10 protein-coding genes are annotated in these 15,809 nt (G+C 54.3%); 2 read left to right on the forward strand and 8 right to left on the reverse strand.

The features are described from left to right. Positions 1–4: 4 nt before the first annotated feature. From G6R38_RS05230 to G6R38_RS05265, 8 genes are all read right to left on the reverse strand, one after another. A complete protein-coding gene (locus G6R38_RS05230) occupies positions 5–1,249 on the reverse strand; it encodes a cysteine desulfurase-like protein (RefSeq protein ID WP_166820630.1) in 1,245 nt (414 codons plus the stop codon). Between the two features lie 84 nt (positions 1,250–1,333). Further along, entirely contained in the window at positions 1,334–1,735 is a 402-nt protein-coding gene (gene rplU, locus G6R38_RS05235) for a 50S ribosomal protein L21 (protein WP_166820633.1), read from the reverse strand. A gap of 275 nt (positions 1,736–2,010) precedes the next feature. Next, positions 2,011–3,591 carry an Rne/Rng family ribonuclease gene (locus tag G6R38_RS05240; protein ID WP_166820635.1) on the reverse strand — a complete coding sequence of 527 codons (1,581 nt, stop codon included), beginning with the start codon at positions 3,589–3,591 and terminating at the stop codon, positions 2,011–2,013. A 467-nt stretch (positions 3,592–4,058) separates the two neighbouring features. Beyond that, positions 4,059–5,807: a phosphoenolpyruvate--protein phosphotransferase gene (gene ptsP / locus G6R38_RS05245; protein WP_166820636.1), complete on the reverse strand. Its 1,749-nt coding sequence runs from the start codon at positions 5,805–5,807 to the stop codon at positions 4,059–4,061. Positions 5,808–5,904: 97 nt separating this feature from the next. After that, positions 5,905–6,219 carry an HPr family phosphocarrier protein gene (locus tag G6R38_RS05250; RefSeq protein ID WP_261345356.1) on the reverse strand — a complete coding sequence of 105 codons (315 nt, stop codon included), beginning with the start codon at positions 6,217–6,219 and terminating at the stop codon, positions 5,905–5,907. A gap of 118 nt (positions 6,220–6,337) precedes the next feature. Continuing rightward, the gene (locus G6R38_RS05255) at positions 6,338–6,811 is read right to left on the reverse strand and encodes a PTS sugar transporter subunit IIA (RefSeq protein WP_166820638.1); all 474 of its coding nucleotides are present in this window, start codon (positions 6,809–6,811) and stop codon (positions 6,338–6,340) included. A gap of 125 nt (positions 6,812–6,936) precedes the next feature. Then, positions 6,937–7,311, reverse strand: coding sequence for a ribosome hibernation-promoting factor, HPF/YfiA family (gene hpf, locus G6R38_RS05260; protein WP_166820639.1), 375 nt, complete (start codon positions 7,309–7,311; stop codon positions 6,937–6,939). 313 nt (positions 7,312–7,624) lie between these two features. Continuing rightward, positions 7,625–10,348, reverse strand: coding sequence for an MGH1-like glycoside hydrolase domain-containing protein (locus G6R38_RS05265; protein WP_240928073.1), 2,724 nt, complete (start codon positions 10,346–10,348; stop codon positions 7,625–7,627). A 374-nt stretch (positions 10,349–10,722) separates the two neighbouring features. On the opposite strand from G6R38_RS05265, the gene G6R38_RS05270 reads away from it, so the two are divergent. Then, positions 10,723–14,262, forward strand: coding sequence for a hypothetical protein (locus G6R38_RS05270; RefSeq protein WP_206028462.1), 3,540 nt, complete (start codon positions 10,723–10,725; stop codon positions 14,260–14,262). Between the two features lie 112 nt (positions 14,263–14,374). Then, the gene (gene sthA / locus G6R38_RS05275; RefSeq protein ID WP_166820640.1) at positions 14,375–15,772 is read left to right on the forward strand and encodes a Si-specific NAD(P)(+) transhydrogenase; all 1,398 of its coding nucleotides are present in this window, start codon (positions 14,375–14,377) and stop codon (positions 15,770–15,772) included. Positions 15,773–15,809 lie beyond the last annotated feature (37 nt).

Here is a 15,809-nt window from a genome sequence, read left to right on the forward strand (position 1 = left end):
GGACTCAAACGATTTCGGCCAATGCAGCCAGCAACCGTTCGATTTCTTCGCCCGTGTTATAGTGGAGAATTCCGATGCGAAGCGTCCCGTGCGGCTCCAATCCCAACGCCTCTGTTACCGGCAACGCATAATGATTGCCCGGCCAGCAGAACAAACCACGTTCGGCCAACTGAGTCGCCATCTCGTGCGGAGTCAACGACTCATGCGTGATTGAAACCGTCGGCACCCGTTCACTCATTCGTGACAGATCTGTGATCCCCCAAATACGAACTCGTGGAAGATCACCTAACCCTGCCAACAACTTCGTACACAATTCTTGCTCGGACAGCGAAATCTGCTGCATCGCCTCCGCCAAGATCTCACGCCGCGAACCACTCACAGACAACACATTTTGCCCGAGCCACTCGAGATACCGAACCGCTTCCGCGGCCCCCGCAATCCCTTCGTGCGATTGCGTACCCGTCATCCAGCGACCGGGGAGTGAATTTGGAGCAGGGCGGAGTTTATACGGTTGAAGCTCCTCGAGACGATTCCGCTTCCCGTACAACACCCCCACATGCGGACCGAAAAACTTGTACGCCGAGACCGCGAGAAAATCGCAATCGAGTGCCGTCACGTCAATCAGTCCATGTGGGGCATAATGAACGGCATCGACGAACACCTCCGCATCAACGGCGTGGGCATCCCGAACCATTGCCGGCAGCGGATTGATCGTGCCGACCGCGTTCGATGCGTACCCCACGGCCACCAACCGCGTTTTCGCCGAGAGTTTTTGACGGAAGTCTTCCAGATCAAGCGTGCAATCTTCAGGACGAACTCGGATCGCCTTCACTTTCGCCCCAGCATCACGAGCCGCCAAGACCCAAGGAGTCACATTGGCATCGTGATCTAACTGAGTGACCAAAACCTCATCGCCCGCCTGCCAAGTTCGCGACAACGCACGACTCAAATGCATCGTCAACGTTGTCATGTTCGCCCCAAAAGCGATCGTGCCCGGATCGGTCGCACCGAGAAAGGCAGCGAGAACCTTGTGAGCGTCATCCAGCAGTGCATCACTCTCACGGCTAGTCGCAAAAGGCGCCCCACGATTGGCATTTCGCTCTAGCAAATAGCTGGAAACGGCATCGGCAACACGCTGCGGCACCTGCGAACCAGCAGGACCATCGAAGTGCGCGACTAACTGACCATTCACCTCGCGCGTCAACGCGGGGAACTGCTGCCGAACTTCCGCCAAAGACGCTAACCCCATCGTGCCCTCTCAAGTGCCAACCAATAAAAGAAGCCGCTGAAAAACCCAGCGGCTTGGCAAATCGCTAATTGTCCACAACCCGAATCACTCCGCGGCCGATGAAGTCTCGGTGGATGGCTGCGATTCTGGCTTGGACTCCTCTTCAGACTTCTCGACGATCTCCAACCCCGGCACATCGATACCGGTGATCTTCACCATCGTGTACTTCTGACGGTGTCCGTTGTGCTTTCGGGAGTTTTTGCGGCGACGGAAATGCTGAATCTCCAGCTTTTCACCCTTTTGCTCCGGTGCGGAGATTTCCGCCGTCACCGTTGCACCGCTAAGCACTGGCGCACCAATCTGGCTGGCACCGCCACCATTGGCAAGCAGGACCTGGTCGAACGTGAGCGTTCCGCCTTCTTCGGCGTCCGCACGGTAGTCCAATGACAACAGGTCGCCCGGTTTCACTTTGTACTGACGGCCACCGTCAGCGAAGATCGCAAACATGATCACTCCTGAGTTGAGCCGCATCACACGATACGGCCTCGGTTATCGGTTGAAACGCACCATCATGCAGTGCAGCATATCGGCGGCATGCGGAACCGGGCGGGTTCCCACGAGCCTGCCGACAAAAAGGTCACTTATTATTCGTAATCGTACAGCGAATGACGCTGCGTACTCACTCGGCAACAACAGTCACCGAACGTAACAGATCGGCGAACGATGTTGTAGGTCAACCCGAGCGAGATCAAATCTCCATGGGAATCGATGAGTGTAGTCGCCTACACACCAACTTTCGAGCCTCCCGTGGGAACATTTTTGACGACATTCCCAATTTCATCCGCGCATTTGACGATCAAGTGCTCTGGTCCGACGTCATTTCGCGCGATGATATTGATGGCCGCGTCCGTCCGATCTTCAAGATCGGTGATCTCTTTCCGCTTGCGGTTATTGAGATAATTGGCCACCCGTTCATGCATCTCGACGGTCAACGTCCGCACATCGGCGTGATGGGCACTGGTCATGAGGGTCCGCATCACATCGATGGCCATACTCTCGGCCGTTTTCACCTGACCGGAACCGCTGCAGCACGGACAATCTTCGTAGATACTCCGACGAATCGACGGCCGAATCCGCTGCCGAGTCATCTCGACCAACCCGAACGGACTGATCCGAAGAACCTTGGTTCGAGCTCGGTCACGTTCCACGGAATCCCGAAGACGTTTCTCGACGGACCGGCGATGACGTTCATCGTGCATATCGATGAAGTCGTTCACGATCACGCCACCCAAGTCCCGCAACCGAATCTGTCGGGCAATCTCTTCGGCAGCCCGCATGTTGAGCTGAAATGCGTTGGACTCCGCATCATCCTCAGTTCGGAAATTCCCACTGTTCACATCAATGGCAACGAGCGCTTCGGTTTGATCGATGACGATCGAACCGCCGCCTTTCAACGGAACATGCCGACTTTGAATCCGTGTAATTTCCTCTTCGATATTGTACTGATGGAACAACGGTTCTTTGCCATCGTACAACTGCACCCGATCGACGTGCTTCGGCAGCACGATCTTCATGAACTCTCGTGCGCGTTCGTAGGCTTCTGGCTCGTCAATGAGAACAGTATCAATTTCCCCATTGTAGATGTCGCGGATTGTCCGGATCATCATGTCGCTGTCCTGGTAGACATCGCTGGGGCCGTTCGTTTTTTCGAGCCGACGTACGATCACCCGCCACAATCGCAGAAGATAATTCAAATCCCGCTGCAAGTCTTTTCGGGACCGATCGATGCCCGCCGTCCGAATAATGAACCCCAACCCTTCCGGCGGCTGAAGCTCACGCAGCACACTCCGAAGCTCACGACGAGTATCTTCGTCGGCAATTTTTCGGCTCACGCCAATCCGCTGCAGACCGGGCATCAGAACCAGATACCGACCAGGAATGCTGACGTAGGTGGAAAGTGTCGGGCCTTTCGCTCCGAGACCTTCCTTGATCACTTGCACGAGAACTTCGCTGCCGCGTTGAAAAATTTCTTGAATTGGCGGCTTGTTTCGCGGGTTGCGATCGTTCATGCGGCTGGAATTCCGGCCTGATCGCCCGTTGGAGTCGTCATCATCGACAAGGTGCCGATAGTACTGATACTCCACATCACTAACGTGCAAAAAGCCGTTCCGCCCCACACCGAAATCCACGAATGCGGCTTGGATGCTGGGCTCGATATTAACGACCCGGCCTTTGTAGATGTTATTGACGTAATTCTCGGAATTGGTCCGTTCCAGGTACAGCTCTTCCAGCACGCCATCTTCAACAATGGCGATTCGGCTTTCCTCCGGCTGGAGTACGTTAACCAACATCTCCTTCTTCATGTGAGACCCTTTCAGTCTTTGCATGTTGCATACGAGAAAGGGTGCGAATTTCGCTTCAGAGCCGCGTCTGCGCCTAATCGATACGGGACCTATGCTGACTGACCAACACGAGTGGATTCAAACGGTGCTCTCGAAACCCCATCACAAACCACCCTTCGACCACTCGTGTCGGAGTCTGCAGCGTCGTGATTGCGTTTTTCAAGATACTCTGTCGTCTTCGTCTCAACGTCTGGAATCATATTCACTGTTTATCCGTCAGTGCCGACCCGATGGAAGGCAACATTGCACGCTACCCGATTCTGCACGACACATTTCGGTGCCTGAACAAAATCGACCTGTTTTGCGAAACAACTCCTCAAGCAATTTTTCGCACCAAGTAAATTCAAGTGTTTCAAAAGGCCGCCCGAAGACCGCCCGATGTATTCATTTTCAAATGGCAATCGCGGTGAAGCGAATGGAACGCATCGTCACCGCAGATAATCTGGACACAGTTTAATCAACTCACTATTCAAGAAGCTCTCGACATCTCGAGCGAGTTCAAAACTCATCGCCTGAGACGCAATTCGCTCCGCGTCCGCAATCGTCAACTGACGAATCACGGCCTTTAACTCTGGGATCACATGGGGAGTCACGCTGATCTGCCGCAACCCCATGCCAACCAATAACGGTACAAACCTAGGGTCGGAACTCATTTGGCCGCAAACGGATACCGGCACGTCATTGGCTTGGGCAGCCGAAACAACTCGCTGGATGAGCCGCAAGATCGACGGGTCCCCCGAACTATACAAATTCGCAACCGAAGGGTCGCCACGATCGGCAGCCAACGCATACTGAATGAGATCGTTGGTCCCGATCGAAAAGAAATCAACTTCGCGAGCGAATTCCTCGATCATCATCACAGCGGCGGGAACTTCGACCATCATTCCGATCTGCAAGCCCCGTGCGCAGGGAACCCCTTCTTCTTCCAAGTCCTCCATCACATCTGCGATGGTCATCTTCGCCTGCCGAAACTCAAGCAGGGTCGAAACCAAAGGAAACATGATCCGTACATCGTGACCGATCGCGGCTCGCAAAATCGCCCGCAGTTGCGTCTTGAACAACGGCAGATTCTGGAGGCTCAACCGGATACTTCGCAATCCCAGCACCGGGTTCGCTCCCCGATGCACCAATTGTTCCATCGAACCGGGGATTTTGTCGGCTCCCAAATCGAGCGTCCGGATGACCACCGGTCGCCCGTTCAAAGCCGACACGACTTGCGAATACGCCTGAAAATGATCGTCTTCCGTCGGGTCCTGATTTTGGCCGAGATACAGGAACTCCGTCCGGTAAAGCCCCACGCCGTCCGCACCACGCTCAATGCAATGGTCCGCCTCTTCGGGAAACTCAATGTTCCCCATCAAACTGATTCGAACCCCGTCTTGGGTCTCTGCCGGCAAACCGGACAGCGACTCCAAGCGTTGTGCAACACTGCGAAACCGTGCCTGCGAATCCCGATACTGTTCCTCGGCGGCCTCATCGGGTTCGATGATCACTTCGCCGATATTCCCGTCGAGAATAACGGTCTCACCGCCGGAAAGATCGTTCAGAAACCGCCCCAAACCAACAACAGCGGGAATCTCCAAAGCGCCCGCTAAGATCGCGGTGTGACTCGTGTGCCCCCCAGCTTCCGTCGCAAAACCGAGGACAAATTCCCGGTTGAGCTGCGCCGTTTCACTCGGGGTGAGATTGTTGGCCAACACGATGACCGGGCTTGTCAGTTTGGCCAATGCCAGTCGATCTTCGCCGTTAAGTCGACTCAACACCCGCTTTTTGAGATCAATGACATCCGTGGCGCGTTCTGCCAAATACGGATTTCCCAAAGACCGCAACCGTTTGGCATTTCGATCTAGAGCAATCGACGAGGCATAATCCGCCGAGTACGACTTTTGCCGAATCAAATCTTCGATTTCCGCTGCCAAAAGCGGATCCCGCGCCAAATCGAGGTGGGCAGAAAAAATTTGCCCGAATTGTTCTCCCAGTTGCTCGGCTGCGAGTTCCCGGTTGCCTGCAATTTCAGCACAAACGGTTTCAAGCGCGGCATAAAAGCGATCGACTTCTTCATCCACAGCGGACGCTCGGACAAACCGGCGGGCAATACGTGCGTCATCATCGCCCAACACGAATGCCGGACCGGAAACAACACCCGGTGAGACTGCGATTCCACGCTTGACTAACATTGCCTTGCTTCAGTTTTCCCTACGTGCTGGCAACCCCCGCAGCTTCTCAAAACCCGCACATGCAGAATTTTCCCACGGTGCTATCGACCACTTCGACTCACCCGGCGGCGATGTCCTGCCCGCCAGCTTCTGGTGATTCCGTGAAATTGGACTCGAACAATCGAGCCAACGACTCGATCGCATCCGTTGCGTCCGGACCAACAACTTCCACGACGACTTCTTCTCCGCACCCTGCGTCGAGAGTCAGCAAGTCGAGCACACTACGTGCATCGGCTACGACCGCCCCTTTGGAGACGCGGACTTCACTACGAAATTGACGCACCCGACCGGCGAGCTGGGAAAGTGGTCGCATATGCAACCCTTCCTCCACCCCAACTACAAAAGCACGACGGCAAACAAGACGCTCGTCCATTTAGCCCGTCCTTTCATTCCACCCGGGAGAGCCATGCCCGAAACGACAAAACACACCCGGTAACTCACCAACAACACCACCGACAGCCTGGCAAAGCTTTCACAAGCTTGCCCGGCGGTTAGTCGAGCTGGTTATTGTCAGCCTCAGCCAACAGTTCAACAACCTGTTCGTTGGTCTTGGACTGCCGGAGAAAATTACAAAAATTGTGATTTCGCAAGTGACGAGAAATCGTCTCCAACGCGCGAAGGTGATCCCCTGGTCGCTCTGGTGGAGAAACCAAGAGGAACAGGATGAACACATCCTCCCCATCGAGGCTAGCAAAATCCACGCCATCCGGCGCAATTGCGACGGTTGCAATCAAATTATCGACCGAAGGATGCTTGGTATGTGGCACCGCCACACCGTTCCCGATGCCGGTCGAACCAAGTTCTTCCCGTTTCAGGATCGCCGATACGATGCTTTCTTCCTCATCAGCAGGAAGGCTACCGCTATCTTTGAGACTTCCAACCATCGCCCGAATTGCTTCTTCTTTTGTCCGTACACGCATCTCGGGCAAGATAGCGCCTTTGACCACGAAGTCCGACAACCTCATGAATGACTCCTCAGAGACACAACACCGGGCAACGAAAGAATTCCATACGAACCATTCGCCCACCCGTGATCTGCTTGAACCGTTCCCGTTGACCCATGCTCGAGCCAACACGCAACCCCAACAACTTACGCCGACTCGTCGTCCGCCGACTCATCATCACGCAATTCGACCGGATTCGGCGCGACTTCGCTCGTAGGCACGTCGCGACTGTGATCCTGCAGCTTATCCTTATACCGTCGAATTTGCTGCTCCATCTTACTCAACGTGCGATGAAAAGTCGCAACAACATCTTCGCCGGTATCGTGAGCCACGAAATTATGCTTGTGTTCAGCATCGACCAACATCTCGACTTTCACGAGATGATCGTTCTGAAAATCGACAGTAACTTCAATGGCCGTAACCCGTTCGAAATAATGCAGCAGTTTCTCCGATTTCTCGGTGATCTGCTGACGAAGCTCATCGCGAATGCTGCCATGTCGGCAGGTAATAGCCACTTGCACGAAAATCAACTCCTTCGCTGGAACTCCAGAGAGGTTCTACTTGAATCAATCGTCTGAATGATTTGACTGGATGAAATCCACGAAATTTCGCCAATGCGAACCGCCCCAGAAGATGGGCATTAACAACCCACCAGAATCGGTCTGACGCGAAAAATGGCGGTGGATTGTGATCATTGATTGGATGTAAACCTGTATTCAAGCCGACGTAAAACGCGATTGTAGCGGTCGGGAATCGACAATGCCACTGTGACGGTCGGATCAAATCTCGTGAAAGCGATCTCCGCCCGATTTCCGACCGTCGCAGATTCCACCATCAATTCGTCGGACAGTAATCGCTGACCTTGACAGGTTCGTCGGTCGATCGAAGACTGGCGATATGTTCCAAGATCGGTGCCACCAACGCCGTCCACCCGGTTTGGTGACTGGCACCGAGCCCGCGACCGGTATCCGCATGGAAGTATTCGTAGAACAAAACCAAATCACGCCAGTGTGGATCGTCGACAAATCGTTTGCCGCGGACGTAGCACGGTCGGGAACCGTCTTCCGTCTTGAGGAACAACCCAACCAGTCGTCGCCGGATTTCGTCCGCGACCTGCTGGAGATTCATGAAGACACCCGAACCCGTCGGACATTCCACACGCAGTGAATCGCCGTAGAACGTGTAATACCGCTCAAATGCCTCGATTAACAAGTAATTCAGCGGGAACCAAATCGGGCCACGCCAGTTCGAGTTCCCGCCGAACATGTAGCTGTCCGACTCGCCGGCACCGTATTGAACCTTGAGTTCCTCCCCGTTCACATGAAACACGAACGGATTGTCTTGGTGGTACTTCGACAGCGAGCGAATACCGAATGGTGACAGGAATTCTTCTTCATCCAGAACATATCGGAGAATGCGTTCCAAACGGTCGCGGGTTGGAATCGCCAACAACCGCATTTGCCCTTTCTCGCCGGCGGGCCCATCGCTTTCCATGGAGGTCATAAAGTCCGACAGGTCCGGACGATGCTCTAAGAACCACCGCATCCGTTTGCTGAACCCGGGCAGTTTGGCGATCACATCCTCGTAGAGAACATCGACGGTAAACAACGGAATAATCCCAACCATCGAACGGATCTTCAGCGGAATACTTTCGCCGTTGACGTACAAATGATCGTAGTAGAACCCATCCGTTTCATCCCAAAGCCCGCTTCCGTCCAGAGAATTCATCGCCTCGGCAATTGCGACGTAGTGCTCGAAGAACTTGGAAGCCATGTCTTCGTACGCAGGGTTCTTCTCGGCGAGTTCGAATGCAATGGAAAGCATGCTCGCACAGTAGTATGCCATCCATGCGGTGCCGTCGGCTTGCTCGAGGTGTCCGCCGGTGGGCAGGGGCTTGGAGCGATCGAACACTCCGATGTTATCTAATCCAAGGAAACCGCCCGCGAACACGTTGTCGCCACGAACGTCCTTCCGATTCACCCACCAAGTAAAATTCAAGAGCAACTTCTGGAACGCCCGAGAGAGAAACACACGGTCTCGTTTGCCGGGCGGTCCGGTCAGCTGATAAATCCGCCAACACGCCCATGCATGGACGGGTGGATTCACATCGCCAAAATTCCATTCATACGCTGGGATTTGCCCGTTTGGATGCATGTACCACTCGCGAAGAAACAGAATCAGCTGCTCTTTCGCGAAGTTCAAATCCAAGTTGGCGAAGGGAATCATGTGGAACGCTGAGTCCCAGGCGGCGTACCAGGGGTATTCCCATTTGTCGGGGACAGAGATCACATCCCGATTGAACAGATGCTTCCAATCCCGGTTTCGCACGACCGTCCGGGGGGCTTCATCGAGCCATTCCTTGATAATGTAATAGTAGAACTGCTTTGTCCAAAGCAGTCCGGCACTTGCTTGACGGAGCACACGCTTCTCGTCGACGGTCAGGCCGGACGCCACTTTCGCTTCGTAGAACGCGTCTGCTTCCTCGATGCGATCCCGAAAGACCCGCTCGAATTCCTCGCCAAAGGGTTGGTCCGTCAGCTGACCTTCTCGTGTCAACCGCAACTGAAGTTCCACGCTCTCGCCGGCGGGAATGTGCATTGCGTACACCAACGCCGATTTCGTTCCCCGTGGAGCGACGTTGACCGCTCCGGATTTTCCCTCAACGACTGCAAGATGGAAGGCGTCTTTGCAGGACGGCTGGCTGTGGTTCGGGTCTTCGAGCCGTCTGGCGTTCGTGTTGTTCTCGGTGAACAACCACTTCGGCTCCGCTTTCCCTTCGGTGTTGGCCGAAAGCCGGAAACGCCCCAATGTCGCGTGCTCGGCGAAGATGGCGGTCCACGAGTCACTCGGGGTTTCGCAGGCGGACAGAACGGGGTTCGGCAAATCGGATTCGTAAGTTCCCGGCCAAGACCAGGTGTTACGGAACCACAACGTCGGTAAAACGTGCAGCGGTGCATCGTCCGGGCCACGATTAGAAATCGTGAGCCGAATCAAAATATCCTCCGGAGACGCCTTCGCGTACTCCGCCAGAATATCGAAGTATCGGTTATCGTCGAAGATCCCGGAATCGGTTAGTTCATATTCCAACTCGTCGCGTCCACGCTCCGCATTCACGGTCCTCAATTCATCGTAGGGAAACTCGGCGTGAGGATATTTGTACAACGCCTTGAGGTACGAGTGCGTCGGCGTCGAGTCGAGATAGAAATACGCTTCTTTGACGTCTTCCCCGTGGTTTCCCTCGGGACCACTCAAACCGAACAACCGTTCCTTGAGGATTTTGTCGTTTCCGTTCCAAAATGCCCACGCGAAACACAAGCGACCTTGCCGATCGGTGATGCCCAGCAATCCATCTTCGCCCCAGCGATACGCCCGACTCCGCGCGTGATCATGCGGAAAATACTGCCAAGACTCACCATCCGGCGAATAGTCTTCTCGCACGGTGCCCCATTGACGTTCCGCAAGGTAGGGGCCCCATCGCTTCCAATTCGCGCCCGGTTCCCGTTGAGCCTCGGCGGCCAAACGTTCCAATTCGGCACGCCCGATTGAGTTTTCTTCCACTCCAGCTTCCTATTTCGAAGTCGAGTTCCTTCGTCTTGCGACTCGGACTCGCACTGCACAAATCTCACACAGTCACGCCTGATAAATTAGCAAGTGACTGCCACGCTCCCCGAGGGGACAAAATTTCACATCAGACGAATGAACCTTCACATAACCTGTTCGCCCGCTGCGTTAAGAATCTACAAGCATGCTGTAAACTTTGGCAACAACAGTTGAATCATACGGGACGATCCTTTCATGGCATCGAAGTTGCCGGTAAAACACAGGGGCATCTCGATCCACAACGTTGTCTAGCTGATCACATCCAAGACATCGAATGCGATCGAAGTTTGCTACTTGGATAACTCTTTAAGACCAAACCGAACGACACTGCAATGGACATTCCGATTCGCCTCACTCGATCGTTGCCGTTTACTCCTACCGAAGAGAAGTCAATCGACTTGCCCCATGCGATTGGCTTTCACGAGGCCACCGATGAGGAATTTCGGCTTGCAGAACGTGAACACCTCCTTCAGTACATCAATCTTCAATTGATCGCTAACGGCTTTCCCGCCGCCAAAGGTCATGATGAACTGAAATTCACGGAGATCGCCAGCGGATTGCTGGTGAATCATGCCCAGAAGAATCGACTGCTTGCCGATCATCCATCACCGGCGGACGCACGGATCGAAGGATTTCTGAACGGGCATTTCGCGAACGTTCTGAACGGGGAACCGTTGGAACTGCCACGTCGGGGGTTGACGCTCGATCGTCATGGCATGGCTCGTGAGTTGTCTTTACCAGCCGATGGCGACGAATTCCACAGTGACATTGTCAATTCTTTCCGGGTTCGAAATGGAGTTCTTCACAACCCCAAGCACGACCGCCGAACGACCAAAGGAACATTTCACGTCACCGAAGGCGGTCTACCGATCGCCGATGACAAACTCGCCGTCCCGCAGAAAACCTTTGTCGAGCTGTTCCGTCGCGGCGTTCAATCGACGCCGGAGTTGCTGGAGTTTCCATTCACTTCCAACCAGGAAGACAAAGCCGTCGGATGGGCGACTCTGCTGATTCGTCCGCTTGTCCAACCAGCGGTCTCCGGGGTGTGCCCGCAAAAACGGATGGAAGTTCGGTTCTTCGCGCCCGGCAACCTGACGAGTAACTTGGACTTCGTCGAATCCATTTTCGGAAATGCCGGCGATCCGTTCATTCCAGAGAACGATGCCGGCCTGGACGTTGTCCACTGGACCGGACACACCGGTTGCGTGATTCTCGCGCCGCATTTGGTCACGGTGACAAAGAAAGAAGTCGGCCTACCACATATCAGTGAAGCCACCGATCGCCAAAAACGCGACGGGATGTGCTGGGAATCCGAAGACGAACTCTACAACAACGGCACCGCCTTCAAATTGACGTGCCGAACCGATGCCGGAATTGTGGTGACACTGATTGCCGACAATTATTTCGGCTACTGTAAGAAAGAGGTCAAAACACAAATCGGCTACGCCGCCAACTTGATGGGTGGCGTCGAGGAAGAACACGCCGGGGGTGCGTTGGCATTCCCAAGCTACAACCTCGGTGACGATTTCCAACTGAACAGCATCAAATACAACAACCGCACCTTCGATCAAGTCATCAACGACTACTCCGACTTCATCGAATTCGACCCGGCCGGCTTCGGTCGCGATCGAAAATTCCCGGAAGTCGTCTATATCCCGGAAGACGCCTACGCCAGTCTCGAAGAACAACGCATTTCGTGGCATCGCAACGGAGAAAAACAGTCGATTCCGTTGTTGCCAGGCGAAGTGTATATCGCACCGTCTGGTTACCAGTTGCGGCTGGAAAAACACCCGGCGGCCCCATCGTGGCGGATTATCGGCACACCGGCACAACCGGTCTTCTGTCATAAGCCCTGCACGGTTTCTGGGGGCGGAAAGAGCGAAATCAGCAAGTCACTCCGCGACTACATGCTCTACGGGCCGGTCTTCGTGAACGATATCGATCAAGACTTCGCTATCATTGATGAGATCGTCAAACGCAACTACGAGGACCGTTGGCGAAACCCACTCCCAGCCGATCATCCCAACCGCCGACCGAGTCGACAGTTGCTCGATCCCAACCGGTCGCTGGGTAGCGTTATCAAATTGTTGACCCCGTCACCGGAATACAACGACGCGTACAATCAATGGCTCAACGACATTCCGAACTATATCTACGCGTTGGTCTTCATCATCAAACGTTTCTACCGAGATGGTTGGGAAGACGATTGGAAGAACCATTTTGGGGTCGATTTCGTCAACGGCCACTCCGGACACGAATTGAAGTACCGCGACCGGAAACTTGTCGGAACCTACTTGCGAGTTGGTCTGGATGAGAAATCGGCGTGGCGGACCTATAAACTTCGTCAAGACTTCATGCCCGCCTTGAAGGTGCAAACCGAAGACGACATCACAGCTTCCGTGATTATCCCCGGTCGATCTTTGGAGAATCTCGATGGCTTGGACGAAAATCGAAGTTACAAGTTCTCCGAGAACTGTGAGTTTCGTCTGTTCCAACGCCCCGACGATGCCATCCATCGTGGTTTGGACAAACAAACCGAACGCGACCTCGCCCGACACGATAACTTCATCTCGAACTTCGAGCCGCTCACGCGGGAAGAAGTGGTCAAGATGACCCGCGATGTGATCGACTTCGACGCATTCAGCGAACCGATGCAAGAGATGCTGTCGACGGTCGATAAGTCCGGCAGTAGCTACGTGGTGTGTTCAGCGAACCCACGCCAGATCGACGGCAAACCCACGAAAAACCCGCGTTATCTGCAAACGCGACCCGACTTGGTCAACCCGCTCGACAAGTATGTGGCAAATGTCGGCACACGACTGCGACGTGCTATCCCGAGTGACAAACCGGTTCACATGCCTGTCGATTCTGTGTTGCTTGGACGGCGGAACAATCCGCCTGACCGTGAAGCCGGCATTCGATCGCTCGCGGTTTACAGTCCGATTCACTACCAGGAACTTCCCGAATTGTTCATGGACTTCATCTGCTCGCTCACGGGCAAAAGTCCATCGACAACCGGAGCCGGGAGTGAAGGCGCACTAACGAAGGGCCCCTTCAACGCACTCCGACCGTCCGCCGACCTCAATAGCGCCCTCGTCGATTTCCTGGTTACGGGATTGGGTGGTTTTTCGACATCGGCCGGGCATGTCGGCCCCGACTACCGCGTCGATCATGACATCAGTTTGCTGGTTCCCGAAATCTGGTGCCGACTTCGTCCGGAAGAACGTGATCCAAGTTACTTGATCGAAAACGGACTGCTCGATCGCATCGAAGACTTCGAGCACAATGGAAAGAAAATCCCTGCCAGCCGATTGGGCTATCGAATCAACACGGAGTTCGTTCGGCAGTTCTGCGGGCGAGTGTTCGACAATCCTCGACAAGTCTTCGATGAAAAGCTACTGCAACCGGAATCGCAGAACCCCGACGACTTCGCTGATGGCGTGCTGTACATCGCGGAAGCTCAGGAACGCGTTGCCAAAGCTTATTTCCGCGATGGTTCATACGAGGAAGCCTGTCCGCCGTTGCAAGCGATCTTGTCGATCATGGCCTACGGTGAATGGAACGGCCACGACGCCCACTCACCCGAAGTTCGTCAGATGTTCACCCGTGAGTATCTCTACAACAGCGATTGGTACCAAGCCCGACTGAAAACCTTCCAAGAGAATCAGTTGTCGCTGCGTCAAAGACAAATCGACTATCTCACCAAGATGGCCGATGGATTGGATGAAGTCGAAATTGATCGACTACAACTGAACGCGCGAAAGAACTATGTTCAAGAACAGATCGACTCGATCTCGAGTGAAGCCTATCTCAAATCATTGGTCGGAACGATCGGTGCCGAACCACACGATTTGTTGACAAGCGAAGACTAGTGGATTTGGCGCGATCGAAGACCGGTGTTTCTTAGCGACGAGGAAACACCGGTCACTACGTCAAACGAGACATCGTCTTGAGTGAACTCAAAAGAATGGAATGATTCGTTTTATGAGTCAGCAGAATTTTGATGTTGTGGTCATTGGCACGGGTCCCGGTGGAGAGGGGGCTGCGATGCAAGCCACCAAACTGGGGAAATCCGTCGCCGTCGTTGAGAGGTTTCGCCGAATCGGTGGGGGATGCACTCACTGGGGCACAATTCCCAGCAAGGCGTTGCGGTACGCGATCTTTCAACTGACATCCGTAACACAAAACAAACTGTTCCGCGAAGCCGGCATCAAGCCTCAGCTTTCGTTTGCGGAAATGCGACGGTCGGCCTCTTCGGTGATCGAGAAACAAGTCGATATGCGGCTCAGTTTCTACGAACGCAATGGGGTTCCGGTTTTCTATGGATCGGCGGCGTTTGTTGATCCCCACACGATTTCCATTCAAGGCGAATTCGGTGGCAAACGACAGTTGCACGCCAATCAGTTTGTCATCGCTACCGGGACCCGACCGTATCGTCCGGCGGATATCGACTTCAGTCATCCCCGTGTGCACGACAGCGACACCATTCTCGACCTCGAAGATACACCGCGTTCCATCACAATTTACGGGGCCGGTGTGATTGGGTGCGAGTATGCATCGATGTTCCGCAACCTTGGTTGCAAAGTTAATCTCATCAACACTCGGGCGAAGTTGCTCGAATTCCTCGATGACGAAATCATCGATGCATTGAGTTATCACCTGCGTGATCGTGGTGTCATCATCCGCCACAATGAAAACTATGATCATGTCGAACCGCATGCGGACGGCGTGGTGCTCGAGCTGAAATCCGGCAAACGCATCAAGACGGATATTCTCTTTTGGGCTGCCGGTCGTAGCGGAAACAGTGATACACTCGGCTTGCAAGAAATTGGTATCGAACCGAATAGCCGCGGACAGATTCCGATCAACGATGACTTCCAAACCGGTCTCGAACACATCTACGCCGTCGGAGATGTCATCGGTCCGCCATCGTTGGCCAGTGCGGCATACGTGCAAGGGCGGTACGCGGCCCATCACATGATTAACGGGTCCTGCGAACGGGCGATGATCAGCGACATTCCAACCGGCATCTACACAAGTCCGGAAATTAGTTCCCTCGGCAAGACCGAACGCGAACTCACCGAAGCCGGCGTGCCGTACGAAGTGGGCCACTCCATGTTCAAGAACCTCGCGCGTGCCCAAATCACCGGACAAACGGTCGGAATGCTGAAGCTGTTATTCCACCGCGAGACACTGCACATCCTCGGCATCCACTGTTTCGGTGCGAACGCCTCGGAAATTATTCACATTGGCCAAGCCATCATGTCGCAGCCTGGCGATCAAAACTCGCTGCGTTACTTCGTCAATTCGACATTCAACTACCCAACAATGGCCGAGGCGTATCGCGTGGCGGCGTTGAACGGTTTGAATCGACTGTTCTAGACAGAAACCCGATCCGGCTCAGCGATTCCCGGAAGAT

Origin of the sequence: Thalassoroseus pseudoceratinae, from assembly GCF_011634775.1 — a bacterium.
Classification (GTDB): domain Bacteria; phylum Planctomycetota; class Planctomycetia; order Planctomycetales; family Planctomycetaceae; genus Thalassoroseus; species Thalassoroseus pseudoceratinae.